At 66.1% G+C, this 16,988-nt stretch carries 17 protein-coding genes and 6 tRNA genes; 8 read left to right on the top strand and 15 right to left on the bottom strand.

Annotation, left to right across the window (positions count from 1 at the left end):
• The first annotated feature begins 82 nt into the window (after positions 1-82).
• The 3 genes from BV908_RS13390 (at position 83) to BV908_RS13400 (ending at position 2,384) form a co-directional block, all read left to right on the top strand.
• On the top strand, positions 83-421 hold the full coding sequence (locus BV908_RS13390; protein ID WP_015912731.1) for a transposase: 339 nt from the start codon (positions 83-85) through the stop codon (positions 419-421).
• Positions 418-750, top strand: a complete 333-nt coding sequence (gene tnpB / locus BV908_RS13395) for an IS66 family insertion sequence element accessory protein TnpB (RefSeq protein WP_015912732.1) — start codon at positions 418-420, stop codon at positions 748-750. Before BV908_RS13390 ends, tnpB begins: the two co-directional genes overlap by 4 nt.
• A gap of 80 nt (positions 751-830) precedes the next feature.
• A complete protein-coding gene (locus tag BV908_RS13400) occupies positions 831-2,384 on the top strand; it encodes an IS66 family transposase (RefSeq protein WP_015913892.1) in 1,554 nt (517 codons plus the stop codon).
• A 63-nt stretch (positions 2,385-2,447) separates the two neighbouring features.
• Here the strand turns inward: BV908_RS13400 and BV908_RS13405 are convergent, their stop codons facing one another.
• From BV908_RS13405 to folC, 13 genes are all read right to left on the bottom strand, one after another.
• Positions 2,448-2,966 carry a hypothetical protein gene (locus tag BV908_RS13405; protein ID WP_146052259.1) on the bottom strand — a complete coding sequence of 173 codons (519 nt, stop codon included), beginning with the start codon at positions 2,964-2,966 and terminating at the stop codon, positions 2,448-2,450.
• 384 nt (positions 2,967-3,350) lie between these two features.
• A tRNA-Asp gene (locus tag BV908_RS13410) sits at positions 3,351-3,427 on the bottom strand.
• 57 nt (positions 3,428-3,484) lie between these two features.
• A tRNA-Glu gene (locus tag BV908_RS13415) sits at positions 3,485-3,560 on the bottom strand.
• A gap of 32 nt (positions 3,561-3,592) precedes the next feature.
• Positions 3,593-3,668, bottom strand: a tRNA-Ala gene (locus tag BV908_RS13420).
• Positions 3,669-3,720: 52 nt separating this feature from the next.
• Positions 3,721-3,797 (bottom strand) — tRNA-Asp (locus BV908_RS13425).
• A 46-nt stretch (positions 3,798-3,843) separates the two neighbouring features.
• A tRNA-Glu gene (locus tag BV908_RS13430) sits at positions 3,844-3,919 on the bottom strand.
• A gap of 32 nt (positions 3,920-3,951) precedes the next feature.
• Positions 3,952-4,027 (bottom strand) — tRNA-Ala (locus BV908_RS13435).
• Positions 4,028-4,092: 65 nt separating this feature from the next.
• Positions 4,093-5,502, bottom strand: coding sequence for a glutamate--tRNA ligase (gene gltX, locus BV908_RS13440; protein WP_047350469.1), 1,410 nt, complete (start codon positions 5,500-5,502; stop codon positions 4,093-4,095).
• Positions 5,499-6,713: an O-succinylhomoserine sulfhydrylase gene (locus BV908_RS13445; RefSeq protein ID WP_047350468.1), complete on the bottom strand. Its 1,215-nt coding sequence runs from the start codon at positions 6,711-6,713 to the stop codon at positions 5,499-5,501. The genes gltX and BV908_RS13445 overlap by 4 nt, the downstream gene beginning before the upstream one ends.
• 130 nt (positions 6,714-6,843) lie before the next feature.
• Positions 6,844-8,352 (bottom strand): amidophosphoribosyltransferase, encoded by a 1,509-nt coding sequence (purF, locus tag BV908_RS13450; protein ID WP_011805892.1) that lies wholly within the window; start codon positions 8,350-8,352, stop codon positions 6,844-6,846.
• A gap of 77 nt (positions 8,353-8,429) precedes the next feature.
• The gene (locus tag BV908_RS13455) at positions 8,430-8,918 is read right to left on the bottom strand and encodes a CvpA family protein (protein ID WP_011805893.1); all 489 of its coding nucleotides are present in this window, start codon (positions 8,916-8,918) and stop codon (positions 8,430-8,432) included.
• A 40-nt stretch (positions 8,919-8,958) separates the two neighbouring features.
• Positions 8,959-9,801: an SPOR domain-containing protein gene (locus BV908_RS13460; RefSeq protein ID WP_103738419.1), complete on the bottom strand. Its 843-nt coding sequence runs from the start codon at positions 9,799-9,801 to the stop codon at positions 8,959-8,961.
• Positions 9,802-9,815: 14 nt separating this feature from the next.
• On the bottom strand, positions 9,816-11,141 hold the full coding sequence (folC, locus tag BV908_RS13465) for a bifunctional tetrahydrofolate synthase/dihydrofolate synthase (RefSeq protein WP_011805895.1): 1,326 nt from the start codon (positions 11,139-11,141) through the stop codon (positions 9,816-9,818).
• A gap of 47 nt (positions 11,142-11,188) precedes the next feature.
• On the opposite strand from folC, the gene BV908_RS13470 reads away from it, so the two are divergent.
• From BV908_RS13470 to argG, 4 genes are all read left to right on the top strand, one after another.
• A complete protein-coding gene (locus BV908_RS13470) occupies positions 11,189-11,575 on the top strand; it encodes an ArsC family reductase (RefSeq protein ID WP_103738420.1) in 387 nt (128 codons plus the stop codon).
• A gap of 112 nt (positions 11,576-11,687) precedes the next feature.
• Positions 11,688-12,380, top strand: coding sequence for a glycine zipper 2TM domain-containing protein (locus BV908_RS13475; RefSeq protein ID WP_103738421.1), 693 nt, complete (start codon positions 11,688-11,690; stop codon positions 12,378-12,380).
• A 169-nt stretch (positions 12,381-12,549) separates the two neighbouring features.
• On the top strand, positions 12,550-12,867 hold the full coding sequence (locus BV908_RS13480; protein WP_011805898.1) for a pyrimidine/purine nucleoside phosphorylase: 318 nt from the start codon (positions 12,550-12,552) through the stop codon (positions 12,865-12,867).
• A gap of 67 nt (positions 12,868-12,934) precedes the next feature.
• Entirely contained in the window at positions 12,935-14,281 is a 1,347-nt protein-coding gene (gene argG, locus BV908_RS13485; protein WP_103738422.1) for an argininosuccinate synthase, read from the top strand.
• 89 nt (positions 14,282-14,370) lie between these two features.
• Here the strand turns inward: argG and queC are convergent, their stop codons facing one another.
• Together queC and BV908_RS13495 are read right to left on the bottom strand one after the other, a co-directional pair.
• Positions 14,371-15,090 carry a 7-cyano-7-deazaguanine synthase QueC gene (gene queC / locus BV908_RS13490; protein ID WP_088886460.1) on the bottom strand — a complete coding sequence of 240 codons (720 nt, stop codon included), beginning with the start codon at positions 15,088-15,090 and terminating at the stop codon, positions 14,371-14,373.
• Positions 15,087-15,755 (bottom strand): 7-cyano-7-deazaguanine/7-aminomethyl-7-deazaguanine transporter, encoded by a 669-nt coding sequence (locus BV908_RS13495; RefSeq protein WP_015913664.1) that lies wholly within the window; start codon positions 15,753-15,755, stop codon positions 15,087-15,089. The genes queC and BV908_RS13495 overlap by 4 nt, the downstream gene beginning before the upstream one ends.
• 346 nt (positions 15,756-16,101) lie before the next feature.
• Between BV908_RS13495 and BV908_RS13500 the strand changes: the two genes are divergently transcribed.
• The gene (locus tag BV908_RS13500) at positions 16,102-16,914 is read left to right on the top strand and encodes a sigma factor-like helix-turn-helix DNA-binding protein (RefSeq protein WP_210434028.1); all 813 of its coding nucleotides are present in this window, start codon (positions 16,102-16,104) and stop codon (positions 16,912-16,914) included.
• The last annotated feature ends 74 nt before the right edge of the window (positions 16,915-16,988 follow it).

A 16,988-nucleotide genomic window follows, 5' to 3' on the forward strand; every position in this document is an offset into this window, starting at 1 on the left:
GTAAGCGCACGGTCATCCCACCCTTGAGGGCGGCGGCGTAAGCGGCAACGATGGTGTCCACCAAACCAGATAGGTGGACACCATGACCGAAGCCCAGAACAAGACCCGTCGGCGCCACAGCGCCGAGCTCAAGCAGCAGATCCTGGCCGAGTGCGCCCAGCCCGGTGCATCGGTGGCCAGCGTGGCGCTCTCGCACGGCATCAACGCCAACGTCGTGCACAAATGGCGCCGACTGGCCCATGCCCCCAGCACAGATATGCAAGTTCCCACCTTCGTGCCGGTGACGCTGCCTGCGCCCAGCTGTGCGCCGGCCCCAGACATCCGCATCGAGTTGCGCCGTGGCGCTACCAGCATCTCGCTGACCTGGCCGGTCTGCGCGGCCGAGCACTGCGCGGCCTGGATGCGGGACCTGCTCAAGTGATCCGCATCGACGCCCTGTGGCTGGCTACCGAGCCGCTGGACATGCGTGCCGGCACAGACACCGCGCTGGCCCGTGTGGTGGCCGTCTTCGGTGCTGCGCGTCCGCATCACGCCTACCTGTTTGCCAACCGGAGAGCCAGCCGCATGAAGGTGTTGGTGCACGACGGCATTGGGGTGTGGCTGGCGGCGCGGCGCCTGAACAGCGGCAAGTTCGTCTGGCCGCGTGACGGTGCGTTGACCACCACGCTCAGCCGCTCGCAGTTCGACGCTCTGGTGCTCGGGTTGCCTTGGCAGCGCCTGGGCGATGGTGGCCTCATCACCGTGCTCTGAATCTGATCGCTGACATGCGGCCTGCCAATCGGTGCATGTGCCAATGGCGTGGCGTTACCGGCGCTGGCACAGTCATGCCCATGGTCGTAGAGCCGCAATCCCTGGATAGTCTGAGTCCCGAGCAATTGCGCTCGGCGCTGCTGTCCATGCTGCAAGCCGCTGCTGCCAAGGACCAGGAGCTTGCCTTCAAGCAGACCCTCATCGACAAGCTCACGCACGAGAACGCGCTCTTGAAGCGCATGAAGTTCGCCGCCCAATCAGAGCGCTTCAGCCCTGAGCAGAAGAGCCTGCTCGACGACGAGATCGAAGCGGACCTGGCGGCCGTGGCCAGCGAGATCGACGCGCTGGCGCAGACGCAAGCACCGGCCACCCCCGAGAAGAGACAGGCCAAGCGGATGCCCTTGCCGGCGCACCTGCCACGCCGCGAGATCCGCCACGAACCCACGTCCACCACGTGCGCGTGTGGCTGCCAGATGAAACGCGTGGGCGAGGACGTGGCCGAGAAGCTGGACTATGTGCCCGGCGTCTTCAGTGTCGAGCGCCACATCCGCGGCAAGTGGGCCTGCGCCCGGTGCGAGACCATTCAACAAGCGCCGGTCGAGGCGCACGTCATCGACAAAGGTATCCCCACCACCGGCCTGCTGGCCCAGGTGCTGGTGGGCAAGTACGCCGATCACCTGCCGCTGTACCGGCAGGAGGCGATCTTCGGCCGCGCTGGCCTGGCCATCCCTCGCTCGACCCTGGCGCAGTGGGTGGGCACCTGCGGGGTGCGGCTGCAGCCGCTGGTCGATGCCCTGAAGACCGAGATCCTCAGCCACCGGGTGCTACACGCCGATGAGACGCCGGTGGCCATGCTCAAGCCCGGCGATGGCAAGACGCACCGCGCCTACCTCTGGGCCTATGCGCCGGGGGCCTTCGAGAGCATCAAGGCTGTGGTCTACGACTTCTGCGAATCCCGCTCGGGCGAACACGCCCGGCGCTTCCTGGGCCACGGCACCGACAAGGCCTGGAAGGGCTGCCTGACCTGCGACGACTTCAGCGGCTACAAGGCCTTGATCGCCAGCGGCGTGACCGAGGTGGGCTGTCTGGCCCATGCCCGGCGCAAGTTCTTCGACCTGCACGCGGCCAACCAGAGCCAGATCGCCGAGTTCGCCCTGCAGCAGTTCGCCCGGGTCTATGAGATCGAGCGGGACGTCAAAGAGCTGGACACCGAGCAACGGCAAGCCGTTCGGCAGCAGCAGACCCGGCCGATCCTGGACGCTCTTAACGAGTGGATGACGCTGCAACGGCGCCAGGTGCCCGACGGATCAGCAACCGCCAAGGCGCTGGACTACAGCCTGCGGCGCTGGGATGCGCTGACCCGATTCGTGGATGACGGACAACTGCCGGTCGACAACAACTGGATCGAGAACCAGATCCGGCCCATTGCCATCGGTCGTAACAACTGGCTGTTTGCCGGCAGCCTGCGTGCGGGCCAGCGAGCGGCCGCCGTCATGAGCCTGATCCAGTCGGCCCGTATGAACGGGCACGACCCGTATGCCTACCTCAAGGACGTGCTCACGCGACTGCCCACGCACAAGGCCAGCCGCATCGTCGAGCTCCTGCCACACCGCTGGAAACCCGCCGACGCCTGATCACCGGCCTCGGTAGGCCTGGGTTTGCCGGACGCTTACAGCCAAGCAGCCCGCTTGCATGGCTCACTTCCCGGCAGTCTTGTTCATCTGGGTCACGCCGATGTACCAAGACGGCGGCAGTTCAGCCAAGGCAGCAGTTCCCATACGCACATGGAGCTTGCTGTCAGTGTGCGGGTAGGGATCAACCACATACGGCTGAGCCGTCTTGCCGTCGGCTGAGGTGTTACGGTGATAGATCACGGCACGGCCTACCTCATATGATTCATCGTAAGAAACAAGCGCCAAGGAAACCTCGGAAAGGTCGTTGTAGCTTTTGGCCTCCTTCCAGACCGTTGCGACAAGTCCATGCGCCGCCAACAAACGGGCGATGAAATCACCATCTGCATACAGCCAATAGGGGCCAACCTTGGGCAGTCCGAGGGCTTCCGCCTGTTTGAAGATGTCGGCAAGGCTCTTGTTGCAAAGCATGGCACAACAGGCCAGCACATCGGCGTGGCGGTCATCGCCCTGGCTGATGCGTTGAAAGAAGGGTTTGAACGATGCACCAGGTGCTGCGGTGTTAGTGGCGGGAGTGCTTGCCATGATGATCTCCGAAAGCTGAACAAAACAAACGCGCACGGCAAAGCCTTCCGGTCGATGACGACCAGAACAACGAGTTTTCAAGGGATATCAGATCGAGGGGCTATGCCGTGGCAACTGGCCGACCGCAACAGCTCGTGGAGTGGCGGTGGCTTTTTTCAGCATAGTGCGGGGCGGCTGCGCCAGCACAACGAAAAAACTTTGCCAGACAGCAACAGAAGCGGCGTGCTACTCGCAGGACATGCAGTACAGCGGCTTGCCACGCGCACGCGACGGCACAACGACAAACGCCGCAAACGGAAACCGCTGCGGCGTTGTGAGTTGACTTGTGAGCCGTTGCCTTGTAAGCTAAAAAGCTTTTTCAAATCAACGACTTACAGAAGTCTATGGCGGAGTGGACGGGACTCGAACCCGCGACCCCCGGCGTGACAGGCCGGTATTCTAACCGACTGAACTACCACTCCGCGTCGGTGTGACTTTTGCCCTGCTGCTAATGCAACCGAGCCAAGTGCCACAAAACTTGGCGACCCTACGGGGATTCGAACCCCGGTACTCACCGTGAAAGGGTGATGTCCTAGGCCTCTAGACGATAGGGTCAAAACCTAAGAACTTCCGTTCAAATCATCAGGTGGTGGAGGTAAGCGGGATCGAACCGCTGACCTCTTGCATGCCATGCAAGCGCTCTCCCAGCTGAGCTATACCCCCTTTGACTTCGACATTTAATTTCTTAACTGTCGTCATCACCTGAGCCTTGANATGGCGGAGTGGACGGGACTCGAACCCGCGACCCCCGGCGTGACAGGCCGGTATTCTAACCGACTGAACTACCACTCCGCGTCGGTAGCTGCTTGCATTCTTGCGAATCAAGTGCAGCCAAACTTGGCGACCCTACGGGGATTCGAACCCCGGTACTCACCGTGAAAGGGTGATGTCCTAGGCCTCTAGACGATAGGGTCAAAACCTAAGAACTTCCGTTCAAATCATCAGGTGGTGGAGGTAAGCGGGATCGAACCGCTGACCTCTTGCATGCCATGCAAGCGCTCTCCCAGCTGAGCTATACCCCCTTTGACTTCGACATTTAATTTCTTAACTGTCGTCATCACCTGAGCCTTGAATTATAGACAGGTTTTTAACGACTTTTCAATCGCGCGAGGATTTTTTCGCGACCCAGCAGTTCCAGCACGGCATCCACCGACGGCGTATGCGCGGTACCCATGGTCAGCACCCGCACGGGCATGGCGAGTTGCGGCATCTTCAAACCCAGCTGCTTGAGGACATCCTTGATCGCAGCGTTGATCGCGTCCTTGTTCCACGCCACGGTCTCCATGGCGGCGGCAAACGCGTCGAGCGCCGGTGTGGCGGTTTCAGTCACGTGCTTCGCGAAGTCGTCTGCATCGGGCTCGATGGCGTCCACATAGAACACGCGCGCCCAGCGTGCCAGGTCCACCAGCGTTTCGCAGCGGTCTTTGAACAGCGCACAGATGCGCGGCAAGCGGTCATCAGCATCCAACTGCGCCTCTGGAACACCCGCCTGCACGACGAAGGGCCGGACGAGTGCTGCCAACTGTGCATCTTCCATGGCCTTGAGATGCTGTGCGTTCACCCAGCGCAACTTGGCCTCGTCGAACTGGCCGGCGCTGCGGCCCAGGTGATCCAGGTTGAACCATTCCAGGAATTGCGCGCGGCTGAAGATCTCGTCATCGCCATGGCTCCAGCCCAGGCGCGCCAGGTAGTTGACCATGGCGTCGGGCAGGTAGCCCTCGTCGCGGTACTGCGTCACGGCCTTGGCACCGTTGCGCTTGCTCATCTTCTCACCCTGCTCGTTGAGCACGGTGGGCAGATGAGCGAACACGGGCACCGTGGCGCCCAGGGCCTCGAAGATGTGGATCTGGCGCGGTGTGTTGTTCACATGGTCGTCTCCGCGAATCACGTGGGTGATGCGCATGTCCATGTCGTCCACGCAAACGCAGAAGTTGTAGGTGGGCGTGCCGTCCGGGCGCGCGATGACCAGGTCGTCCAGCTCGCTGTTCTGGAACTCGATGCGACCCTTGCACTTGTCGTCCCAGCCAACCACACCGCCCTGGGGCGTCTTGAAGCGCAGCACAGGCTTCACGCCTTCCGGCACGGGCGGCAGCACCTTGCCGGGCTCGGGGCGCCAAGTGCCGTCATAGCGGGGCTTTTCCTTCGCGGCCATCTGGCGCTCACGCAAGGCATCGAGCTCTTCCACGCTCATGTAGCAGGGATAGACATGGCCTGCAGCCTGCAGTTGGGCCAGGACTTCCTTGTAGCGCTCCATGCGCTGCATCTGGTAGTACGGGCCCTCGTCATGGTCGAGCTGCAGCCAGGACATGCCCTCCAGGATGACGTCGACCGAGGCCTGGGTGGAGCGCTCCAGATCAGTGTCCTCAATGCGCAGGATGAACACGCCGTCGTTGGCACGTGCGAAGGCCCAGGGATAGAGCGCGGAACGGATGTTGCCCAGGTGGATGAAGCCCGTGGGCGACGGGGCGAAACGGGTGCGTACTTGTTGTTGTGTCATGGCAGGGTGTCCAGGCCTCGGCAGAGGTCGGTCTTCAGGTCGTCGATATGTTCCAGGCCTACGGAGACGCGGATCAGCCCCTGGCCGATGCCGGCCGCCTGGCGCTGCTCTTCCGTGAGGCGCCCGTGCGAGGTGCTGGCCGGATGGGTGATGGTGGTCTTCACGTCGCCCAGGTTGGCGGTGATGGAGCACACGCGCGTGCTGTCGATGACGTGGAAGGCATTCGCGCGCAGCTGCGCCGCGCCTTGCCCCACCACGTCGAACGCCAGCACCGGCCCGCCCATGCCGCCCTGCTGGCGCATGGCCAATGCATGCTGCGGATGACTAGCCAGGCCCGAATAGTGCACGCGCGCCACCTTGGGATGTGTGGCCAGCCAGGTCGCCAGTTCCAAAGCCGCAGCGCTTTGCGCGCGCACGCGCAGCGACAGCGTCTCCAGCCCCTTGAGCACCACCCATGCATTGAACGGCGACAGGTTCAGCCCCGCGCTGCGCATGAAGGTGCCCATGACCTTGTCCACCAGCGCGGTGGTGCCGCACACGGCGCCCGCCATCACGCGGCCCTGGCCGTCCAGCAGTTTGGTGCCCGAGTAGACCACCAGGTCAGCGCCCAATTGCGCCGGGCGCTGCAGCGCGGGCGAGCAGAAGCTGTTGTCCACCGCCAACAGCAGGCCGCGCGCATGCGCGATCTGCGCCAGTGCGGCGATGTCGCACAGATCGCCCAGCGGGTTGGTCGGTGTCTCGGCAAACAGCAAGCGGGTATTCTGGCGGATGGCCGCCTCCCACGACTGCAGGTCGGTCTGCGAGACAAAGGTCGTCTCCACGCCGAAGCGCGCCATCTCCGACCCGAGCAGCTTGAGCGTGGAGCCGAACATGGACTGCGAGGCCACCACGTGGTCGCCGCTCTTGAGCACGGTGAGCGCCATCAGCAGGATGGCCGACATGCCGGTGCTGGTGGCCACCGCGCATTCCGTGCCCTCCATGGCCGCCAGGCGGCGCTCGAAGCTGCTGACCGTGGGGTTGGCGGTGCGGGTGTAGGTGTAGCCCGGCTCTTCGTTGGCGAAGCGGCGTGCGGCGCTTTCGCAGTCGCTCTGCACGAAGCTGCTGGTCATGTACAGCGCCTCGCTGTGCTCGCCCCACTGGCTGCGCGCGACGGCCTCGCGAACGGCGAGGGTCTCAGGGCGCAGCCCCTCGGGCAGGGGTTGATCGGTCACGGTGGCGGTCCTTGTTCTAAAAAATAGGAGCTGATAGCGCTTGCTGTACCTGGACTTCAGGCATTTTTTACCCTGAAACCCAGTACCAACAAGCGCAAGGCGCTCATCTTTTTGATGAGCGCGAGTGTACTCACGCCTCCTGGGCGTTGGGCAGGGACAGCCGGGAGGTGTCTTCCTGCTCCTCTTCACCACCCCGGTTGCGGCCCTCGTTGAGCGCCGTCACTTCCTCGTCGGAGATGTCGCCGGTGATGTACACGCCGTCGAAGCACGAGGCCTCGAACCCCTCCACCTTGCGGTTGATCTTGCCCACGGCCTGCTTCATGGCCTCGACGTCTTGGTAAATCAGTGCATCGGCGCCGATCAGCTGGCGGATCTCCTCCACCGTGCGGCCGTGCGCGACCAGCTCGGAGCGCGTGGGCATGTCGATGCCATAGACATTGGGGTGGCGCACCGGCGGCGCGGCAGAAGCCAGGTAGACCTTCACCGCGCCGGCGTCGCGCGCCATCTGCACGATCTCCTTGGAGGTGGTGCCGCGCACGATGGAGTCGTCTACCAGCAGCACCTTGCGGCCCTTGAACTCGCTGCCGATAGCGTTGAGCTTCTGGCGCACCGACTTCTTGCGCACGCCCTGCCCCGGCATGATGAAGGTGCGGCCCACGTAGCGGTTCTTGACGAAGCCCTCGCGGTACGGAATGCCCAGCAGCTGCGCGAGCTGCATGGCGCTGGGGCGGCTGGATTCGGGGATGGGGATGATGGCGTCGATCTCGCTGGGAGGCACGGTGGAGATCACGCGCTTGGCCAGCGTCTCGCCCATGTTCAGCCGCGCCTGGTAGACCGAGATGCCGTCCATCACCGAGTCGGGACGCGCCAAATACACGTACTCGAACACGCAGGGGTTGAGGTGCGGGTTCTCGGCGCACTGCTGGGTTTCCACGCGGCCGTCGGCGTGCACGAACACGGCCTCGCCGGGCGCGACGTCACGGTCCAGCACCTGGGTCGTGCCCTCCAGCGCCACGGATTCGCTCGCCAGCATCACGGTGCCGTCCGCGCCGCGGCCCATGCACAGCGGGCGGATGCCGAACGGGTCGCGGAATGCCAGCAGGCCATAGCCCGCGATCAGCGCGATCACGGCATAGGAGCCCTTGACGCGCTTGTGCACCGCGCGCACGGCCTTGAACACGTCCTCGGACTGCAGCGGCGCGCCGCTGGTGGCGCGCGCCAGCTCATGCGCCAGCACATTGAGCAGCACTTCGGAGTCGCTCTCGGTGTTGGTGTGGCGGTGGTCGGTGTCGGCCAGCTCGCCGCGCAGCTGCTTGGCGTTGGTGAGGTTGCCGTTGTGCACCATCACGATGCCGAACGGCGCGTTCACGTAGAACGGCTGGGCCTCCTCCTCGCTGGAGGCATTGCCCGCCGTGGGATAGCGCACCTGCCCCAGGCCGATGGTGCCGGGCAGTGCGCGCATGTTGCGCGTGCGAAACACGTCGCGCACCATGCCCTTGGCCTTGTGCATGAAGAACTTGCGCCCTTCCTGCGTGACGATGCCCGCGGCGTCCTGTCCCCGGTGCTGCAGCAGCAGCAAGGCGTCATAGATCAGCTGATTCACGGGGGCCGTGCTGACCACGCCGACAATTCCACACATAGTTTCGTTCCAGTTTTGGCGGCGGGGTTTCCCGCCGATCACACACATCACTCACCGCGGCCGCGCCGCCAAGCCCGCTAGGAAGGCAGATGGCGGCCCAGTTCATCCGGCAGCGCGGGCCTCAACCCCTTGAGCGCCCCCTGCAGCAGGGGGGCGGCCTGCGATTCCTTCCACCACGGCGCATCCTGCATCGGCGTCCAGCCGGCCACCAGCACCACGGCCAGCAGCAGCACCAGGCCGCGCAGCACGCCAAACAGTGCCCCTAGCGCCCGGTCCGCGGGCCGCAGGCCCACCGCCTCGACCAGTTTCTTGAGCAGCCACGCCACCAGCCCACACGCAAACACCGCACCGACGAACACCACCGCGAAGCCCGCCACATGGCGCCAGGTGGCATCCGCCTGCCCCATGGGCAGCAGCGCGCCCATATCGTCCGCGAACCATTGCGCGGCAAAGAACGCCACCACCCAGCCGGCCAGCGACAGCAACTCGAACACCAGCCCGCGCCACGCACCGATCAGCAGCGACGCGCACAGCACCACCAGGAAGATCCAGTCCAGCGCCGCCATGCGCAACCTTTGAAACCGCCGCCCCGGGCCGCCAGCCGGCCTACAGCGCCAACACCGACGCGGACAGCCCCGCGCCCTTGACGCGGCCGGCCGCCTTGTCGGCGTCCGCACGGCTGGTGAACGGACCCACTCGCACGCGCGTGCGCTTGCCATCCTTGGTGTCCACCACCTGGGTATAGGTCTTGAGGCCGGAGCGCTCCAACCGATCGCGCACCTCGCGCGCCTTGTCGGCGTCCGCGAAGGCGCCTACCTGCACGATGAAGCGGCCCTGCTCCTCGCGCGCAGCGGCCGGCGCGGCGCTGGGCTGCGGGTTGCGGCCTTCGAGCAGTGCGCGGGCGCGCGCGGCATCGTCCTGGCGCGCAGGCTTGGGATCGGGCCGGGGTTCTGGTTTGGATTCCGTTTTGGCCTCTGCCTTGGGCGCGGGCTTGGGTTCCGGTTTGGGCTCGGGCTTGGATTCCGCCGGGGTTTCCGCCTTAGCCGGCATTTTGGGTTCCACGCGCGCAGCGGGCTGCGAGGCCGCTGGCGCACTGCGTGGGCGGGACGCCACCACTTCCTCGCCCGCATCCAAGCCCGAAGTCGCCGGCTCCGCGGCCCGGGGTGTGTTGGCCTCTTGCTGCGGCACCACCAGCGGAGCCACCTTGTGGCGATCGGGAATGTCCATCGCCACATTCACCGGGACCGGCCGCGGCTGGGTGTCGAACAGCAGGGGGAAGCCCACCACGCCCACCAGCACCAGCACTGCCGCGCCCAGCAGGCGGTGGCGCGCGCGTCGGCGCATTTCCTCGATGCTCTCGGCCTGCGGAGTGCGTGAGCGCTTGGCGGGTTTGTTGGTGTCGCCCGACGGCTCCTGCCGGCCAGGCCAACGAAACTTGAAAAATGCCATGGAGTGCGGACTCGTTATGCGCCCAGATGCTTGGCCTGCAGGCGCGGCACCCCATGCTGGAGCACGCCACCCACCGTGTAGAACGAGCCAAAGACCACAATTCTATCAGCGGGGTCCGCGGCCTCCACGGCCGCGCGCAGCGCCTCCTCGGGGTTGGCGTGCAGGCTGGTGGCGACCTCACGGCGCCCTCCGGCCACCATCTGCAGCGCATTCCATTTCTGCTGCAGGCTGGCGGCCGTCTCGGCGCGCGGCGTGGGCAGGTCGGTGAAATACCAGCGGTCGATCACCGGCCCCACCTTGGCCAGCATGGGCGCCAGATCCTTGTCGGCCATGGCGCCAAACACCGCGTGCGTGGTCGGGAAGTAGCCCATGGCGTCCAGATTGGCCGTGAGCGCCGCCACCGAGTGCGGGTTGTGCGCCACGTCCAGCACCAGCGTGGGCTGGCCCGGCACGATCTGGAAGCGCCCAGGCAGTTCCACCAGCGCCAGGCCGGCGCGCACCGCCTGCGCGGTGATGGGCAGGCGTTCGCGCACTGCCTCCAGCGCAGCGAGTGCGCCCGAGGCATTGACCAGTTGGTTGGCGCCCCGCAGCGCCGGATACGCCAGGCCGGCATAGCGGCGCCCGCGCCCGGCCCAGGCCCACTGCTGCTTGTCCCCCGAGAAATTGAAGTCCTGCCCGAAGCGCCACAGGTCGGCGCCGATCTCGCGCGCATGGTCGATCACGCTCTGCGGCGGCATGGGGTCGCTCACCACCACGGGGCGCCCGGTGCGCATGATGCCGGCCTTCTCGCGGCCGATGGTTTCGCGGTCAGGCCCGAGGAACTCCACATGGTCGATGTCCACGCTGGTGATCACCGCGCAGTCGGCGTCGATGATGTTGGTGGCATCCAGCCGCCCGCCCAGCCCCACCTCCAGGATGGCCACGTCCAGCAGCGACAGGCTCATGTGCCGCAGGATGGCGAGCGTGGTGAATTCGAAGTAGGTCAGCGTGACCTCGTTGCCGTTCTGCGTGCGCGCCCGCTCCACCGCCTCGAAGCTGGCCACCAATGACGCGGCATCGACGATCTCGCCACGGATGCGGCAACGCTCCTCAAAATGCACCAGATGGGGCGATGTATAGACCCCCGTACGGTAACCAGCCTGCAGGGCCACGGCCTCCAGCATGGCGCAGGTCGAGCCCTTGCCGTTGGTGCCCGCCACGGTGATCACGGGGCAGTTGAAGCGCAGCCCCAGGCGGCGCGCCACCTCGCCCACGCGCTCCAGGCCCATGTCGATGTTCTTGGGGTGCAGCTGCTCGCAGTGGCGAAGCCAGCCTTCCAGTGTCTGCGGAGGAATGTGCATAGCCCATGAATTGTCGCCGAGCCGGGCTTGCACGATGATCCCGGGCCATGAGTACCCCCACGATCATCGTCTACGGCATTCCCAACTGCGACACCGTCAAGAAGGCCCGCGCCTGGCTGCAGGAGCGAGGCTTGGCCTACCAGTTCCACGACTTCAAGAAGCAAGGCGTTCCCGCCGAGCGCCTGCCCGCGTGGATGGCCGCCGTGGGCTGGGAGAAGCTGCTCAACCGCCAGGGCACGACCTGGCGCAAGCTGGACGCGGCCGTGCAGGCCGGCGTGACGGACACCCGCAGCGCGGCCGCGCTGATGTGCGAGCAGCCCTCGGTCATCAAGCGGCCCGTGGTCGAGTGGCAGGGCGGCCCCGCGCGTGACGTGACGGTGGGCTTCAGCCCCGAGGCATGGAACGCACGCGCGGCCAGCCACTCCAAGGCATGAGGCAACACATCTTTACGCAGATTTACGGGTCGGCGCGGGTGTGTTGACGCGCCGGGCTGAAACTTCCCGCAGGTTCGGCGCGTTGTAGGCCGACCGAAAGGAGCTTTTGCCCATGAACAAGATTTTTGTCCTCGCGGCCCTGGCCACGGCCGCGCTGGCCGCCCAGGCGCAGGAACAGGGCCGCGTGCTGTCGGCCACGCCCATCACCGAGCAGATCGCGATTCCGCAGCAGGTCTGCGGCAACGAGACCATCTACAGCGGCGCCCGCCCCACCTCCGGCGCGGGCGCGGTGCTGGGCGCGATTGCCGGCGGCGCCGCGGGCAACGCCATCGGCGGCGGCAGCGGCCGCGCCGCGGCCACGGCCCTGGGCGTGATTGGTGGCGCGGTGCTGGGCAACCAGATCGAGGGTGGCCGCCCTGGCTACCAGAACGTGCAGCGCTGCACGACCGAAACCTACTACGACAACCAGATCGTCGGCTACGACGTGGTCTACGAATACGCCGGCCGGCACTACAACACGCGCACGCAGACGGACCCGGGCGCGTGGATTCCACTCACCGTGCAGCCGGCGGTGCCGGGAGTGTCGCGCGCTCCCGCCGGATACCCGCCCACCTACGCCCCCTCCTACGCCCCCACCTACTCTCCCACCTATTCCGGCGGCTATGCGCAGCCGGGCGTGGTGGTGTCCACCCAGCCGGGCCCGCCGGCCTACATCGTGGAGCCGCCCGTCACCGTGATCGAATACCGCGACAACTATGGCCATCCCTACCGTCCGCCCCGCTACCACGACCGTTACTGGCGCTGAGCAGAGCGCCACGGCCTGGCGGCCAGCACGCAGACGGCACATGCCAGAGGGCTCTTCGGAGCCCTTTTTCGTTGCTGCGGGGCAAACGCCGCCCCGCGCCCGCACGGGCCGCGCCGGCACGCGCAGGCTCTAGAATTGATGGTTTGTCCCATCCTCTGCGTCCCCATCCATGACCACCGAAAAAATCGACGGTGTTTCCGTCACCACCCAGGCCAATGTGTACTTTGACGGCAAGTGCGTGAGCCACAACCTCACGTACCCCGATGGCACGAAGAAGTCGGTGGGTGTGGTGCTGCCGGCCACGTTGACCTTCGGCACGGGCGCACCCGAGATCATGGAATGCGTGGGCGGATCCTGCGAATACCAGCTGGACGGCACCGACGCCTGGGTCAAGGTGGGCGCGGGCGAGAAGTTCAGCGTGCCGGGCAATTCCAAATTCAACATCCGCGTGACCGAGGCCTTCCACTACATCTGCCACTACGGCTGAGCATGTTTTAGGCCTCTAGCGCTTACTAGGCAAGCGCGGGCAGCTATCAATTTTTCAAGAGAATCCCATGGCAACCATCCTGCAACACCTCCCCGTCGGCCAGAAGGTCGGCATCGCCTTCTCGGGCGGCCTCGACACCAGCGCCGCGCTGCGCTGGATGAAGAACAAGGGCGCCCTGCCCTACGCCTACACCGCCAACCTGGGCCAGCCTGACGAAGCCGACTACGATGAGATTCCCCGCAAGGCCATGGAATACGGCGCCGAGAAGGCCCGCCTGATCGACTGCCGCACGCAGCTGGCGCACGAGGGCATTGCCGCCATCCAGGCCGGAGCGTTCCACATCAGCACCGGTGGCATCACCTACTTCAACACCACGCCGCTGGGCCGCGCCGTGACGGGCACCATGCTGGTGGCCGCGATGAAGGAGGACGACGTCCACATCTGGGGCGACGGCTCCACCTTCAAGGGCAACGACATCGAGCGCTTCTACCGCTACGGCCTGCTCACCAACCCCGCGCTGAAGATCTACAAGCCCTGGCTGGACCAGAAGTTCATCGACGAGCTGGGCGGGCGCGCCGAGATGTCGGCCTTCATGACCAAGGAAGGCTTCGGCTACAAGATGAGCGCCGAGAAGGCCTACAGCACCGACAGCAACATGCTGGGCGCCACGCACGAGGCGAAGGACCTGGAGTTCCTCAGCAGCGGCATCCGCATCGTCAACCCCATCATGGGCGTGGCGTTCTGGAAGCCCGAAGTCGACGTGCCGGCCGAAGAAGTGTCGGTCACCTTCGACGAGGGGCAACCCGTGGCCGTGAACGGCAAGGAGATCGCCGACCCTGTGGAGCTGTTCCTGGAATTGAACCGCATCGGCGGCCGCCACGGCTTAGGGATGAGCGACCAGATCGAGAACCGCATCATCGAAGCCAAGAGCCGCGGCATCTACGAAGCCCCCGGCATGGCGCTGCTGCACATCGCCTACGAGCGCCTGGTCACCGGCATCCACAACGAAGACACCATCGAGCAGTACCGCCTGAACGGCCTGAAGCTCGGCCGCCTGCTGTACCAGGGCCGCTGGTTCGACCCGCAGGCCATCATGCTGCGCGAGACCGCCCAGCGCTGGGTGGCGCGCGCCGTGACCGGCACCGTGACGCTCGAGCTGCGCCGCGGCAACGACTACTCCATCCTGAACACCGAGTCGCCCAACCTGACCTACGCACCCGAGCGCCTGTCGATGGAAAAGGTGGAAGACGCGCCGTTCAGCCCACTGGACCGCATCGGCCAGTTGACCATGCGCAACCTGGACATCTCCGACACGCGCGGCAAGCTGGGCGTGTATGCACGCGCCGGCCTGCTGTCGCTGGGCGGCAATGCCGCGCTGGCGCAGCTGGAAGACGGCAGCGCGAAGAAAAAATAAGTATCAAACAGGCCTCTAGCGCTTTATGGACGGGCGCTAGCAGCTATAAAAACAGAAGCAACCACCCGGCAGGCATGCCGGGTGTTTTTTTATGCGCCGTTCAAAGAGCGCTGCGCGGTCCACTGCTCCCACCCCTGTGCGCGCAGTTCGCAAGCGGGGCAGCCGCCGCAGCCGTGGCCCCAGGCGTGCAGGTCGCCGCGCTGGCCCAGGTAGCAGGTGTGTGACTCACACCGGATCAGTTCGACCAGGGCGTCGCCGCCCAGCCGCTGCGCCAGGGCCCAGGTGTCGGCCTTGCTGCGCCACATCAGCGGAGTTTCCAGCGTCAGCGGGCGGTCCACGCCCAGACTCAGCGCCACCTGCAGCGCCTTCAGCGTGCTGTCGCGGCAGTCGGGGTAGCCGGAATAGTCGGTCTCGGACATGCCGCCCACCAGCACATCCAGCCCGCGCCGATAGGCCAGCGCCGCCGCCAGGGTGAAGAACAGCAGGTTGCGCCCGGGCACGAAGGTGTTGGGCAAACCGTCCGCCTGCATGGCGATGGCCACGTCTTCGGTCATGGCGCTGCCGCCCAGCTGCGCGAGCACGTCCACCGTCAGCATGTGGTCCGGCCCCAACTGTCCCGGCCACGGCAGGGCGCGCACACCGTCGATCAGCCGCTGCCGGCAGTCCAGCTCGACGCGGTGGCGCTGCCCGTAGTCAAAGCCCAGGGTTTCCACATGCCCATAGCGCGCCAGCGCCCAGGCCAGGCAGGTCGCGGAGTCCTGCCCGCCCGACAGCAGCACCAGCGCGCGCCGCTGCGGCAGGCGGCTCATGGCGCGGTCGCGAGCGGGGCCGCGCCCTCGCGCATGCTGCGCACGATGGCGGCCAGCGCCACGCCGTAGGCCGGCACGAAGAACAGCAGGCTCACGGCCAGCTTGATGACATAGTCCACCACGGCGATTTCGCCCCAGTGGGCGGCCATGAACGCGTCAGGGCTGCGCCAGAAGGCGATGGAGAAGAACGCCGCCGTATCCAGCGCCTGGCCGAACACCGACGCCGCTGCAGGCGCCAGCCACCACGAGCGGCTGCTCTGGCGGATACGGTCGAATACCTGGATGTCCAGCAGTTGCCCCAGCACGTAGGCGGCAAAGCTGGCAAAGGCGATGCGGAACACGAAGGTGTTGAAGTCACCCAGCGCCGCCCAGCCGTTGAAGCGGCCTTCGTGGAACAGCACGCCCACCACATACGACGCCACCAGCGCCGGCAGCATGGCGCGGGTGATGACGCGGCGCGCCTCGGCCTTGCCGATGAGCCGCACCGTCAGGTCGGTGGCCAGAAAGATGAACGGGAAGCTGAACGCCCCCCAGGTGCTGTGAAAGCCCAGCAAATTGATGGGCAGTTGCACCAGGTAGTTGCTGGCGATGACGATGGCGATATGGAACGCCACCAAGAGGGAGAGGTACAACGGCACGCGCGATGGTGCCTTCAGCGAGGTCATGGCAGTCCTTTTTGGATGGAACCTCTGCAATACCTGTAGGGATCAGCACACGGCGAATCGGGATGGGACGCGAAGCGCAAACCACAGCGGTGGCAGGGCCACCCCAAGGATTTGCATCGACGCAGGCCACCGAGCCCACAGATGCGTGCGGCGCTACAGGTGTTGCGGAGGTTCCTGGATGGGGGCGAGGGAACCCATGGTGGCAACAGAGCCGGGGCGCGATTGTAGGCACATTTGCGCATCTCACCCGCGCACAGGGTTGCGCCGCGTATTTTTTTCAAGGCACCCGTCACACAATGCATGCGCCGCACGTCTTAGGGGCATGAACGCGACAACCTCACTCGCCATGGACCAGCACCTCGCCGCCTTTCAGCAGCACCGCCCACGCCTGGCGGGCGTGGCCTATCGCATGCTGGGCAGCCGCACCGATGCCGAGGACGTGCTGCAGGATGCCTGGGTGATCACCACCGTCACCCGGCTGTGCGTGGACCGGCTGCGCGCCGCGCGCATCGAACGCACGGCCTATGACGGCCCCTGGCTGCCGGAACCGTGGATCGCCGGCGACAGCGCCCCGGCCGCCGATGCACGCGCCGAACTGGCCAGCGACCTGTCCGTGGCGCTGCTCGTGGTGCTGGAGCGCCTCACGCCCGACGAGCGCGCCGCCTTCCTGCTGCACGACGTGTTCGACAGCGACTACCCCGAGGTGGCGAGCGTACTCAGCAAGAGCGAGGCCGCCTGCCGCCAGCTGGTGCACCGCGCGCGCACCCAGGTGCGCCAGCGCAGGGCGCGCTTCACGGCCACACCCGAGGCTTCGCGTGCGCTGGTGGAGCGCTTCGTGCAGGCCATGCGCACGCAGGACCATGCGGCGCTGCTGGCGCTGTTCGCCGAGGATGCGCAGTGGACCGCCGACGGCGGCGGCAAGGTGCGCGCGGCCGCCAAGCTGCTGCACGGGCCGCGTGCGATCGCACGCCTGGCCGCGTCGGTGTGGCGCCTCTACCTGAGCCACCAGACCATGGAGGCGGTGGACGTCAACGGCGGCCCCGGGCTGCTGCTGCGCGACGCGGGCGGCGTGCGCGCCGTCATGGCCTTCGAGACCGACGGCGTACACATCCACGCGGTGTATTCCGTCCTCAACCCCGACAAGCTGCGCGGCCTGTAGGCCTGCGCGCTTCGCCCGGCACCGTCTGCGCGGCGGCGCCGCGTTCACCCCTTTCCCCCCTGCAAGGAGCCTTC

It is taken from the genome of Diaphorobacter sp. LR2014-1 (assembly GCF_002916785.1).
GTDB lineage: Bacteria > Pseudomonadota > Gammaproteobacteria > Burkholderiales > Burkholderiaceae_C > Diaphorobacter > Diaphorobacter nitroreducens.

Excerpts from the sequence above, each read along its gene's own strand:
- BV908_RS13390 (WP_015912731.1), top strand. The coding sequence starts at position 83 with ATGACCGAAGCCCAGAACAAGACCCGTCGGCGCCACAGCGCCGAGCTC.
- BV908_RS13400 (WP_015913892.1), top strand. The coding sequence starts at position 831 with ATGGTCGTAGAGCCGCAATCCCTGGATAGTCTGAGTCCCGAGCAATTG.
- BV908_RS13405 (WP_146052259.1), bottom strand. The coding sequence starts at position 2,966 with ATGGCAAGCACTCCCGCCACTAACACCGCAGCACCTGGTGCATCGTTC.
- gltX (WP_047350469.1), bottom strand. The coding sequence starts at position 5,502 with ATGACACAACAACAAGTACGCACCCGTTTCGCCCCGTCGCCCACGGGC.
- purF (WP_011805892.1), bottom strand. The coding sequence starts at position 8,352 with ATGTGTGGAATTGTCGGCGTGGTCAGCACGGCCCCCGTGAATCAGCTG.
- BV908_RS13455 (WP_011805893.1), bottom strand. The coding sequence starts at position 8,918 with ATGGCGGCGCTGGACTGGATCTTCCTGGTGGTGCTGTGCGCGTCGCTG.
- BV908_RS13460 (WP_103738419.1), bottom strand. The coding sequence starts at position 9,801 with ATGGCATTTTTCAAGTTTCGTTGGCCTGGCCGGCAGGAGCCGTCGGGC.
- folC (WP_011805895.1), bottom strand. The coding sequence starts at position 11,141 with ATGCACATTCCTCCGCAGACACTGGAAGGCTGGCTTCGCCACTGCGAG.
- BV908_RS13470 (WP_103738420.1), top strand. The coding sequence starts at position 11,189 with ATGAGTACCCCCACGATCATCGTCTACGGCATTCCCAACTGCGACACC.
- BV908_RS13475 (WP_103738421.1), top strand. The coding sequence starts at position 11,688 with ATGAACAAGATTTTTGTCCTCGCGGCCCTGGCCACGGCCGCGCTGGCC.
- BV908_RS13480 (WP_011805898.1), top strand. The coding sequence starts at position 12,550 with ATGACCACCGAAAAAATCGACGGTGTTTCCGTCACCACCCAGGCCAAT.
- argG (WP_103738422.1), top strand. The coding sequence starts at position 12,935 with ATGGCAACCATCCTGCAACACCTCCCCGTCGGCCAGAAGGTCGGCATC.
- queC (WP_088886460.1), bottom strand. The coding sequence starts at position 15,090 with ATGAGCCGCCTGCCGCAGCGGCGCGCGCTGGTGCTGCTGTCGGGCGGG.
- BV908_RS13495 (WP_015913664.1), bottom strand. The coding sequence starts at position 15,755 with ATGACCTCGCTGAAGGCACCATCGCGCGTGCCGTTGTACCTCTCCCTC.
- BV908_RS13500 (WP_210434028.1), top strand. The coding sequence starts at position 16,102 with ATGGACCAGCACCTCGCCGCCTTTCAGCAGCACCGCCCACGCCTGGCG.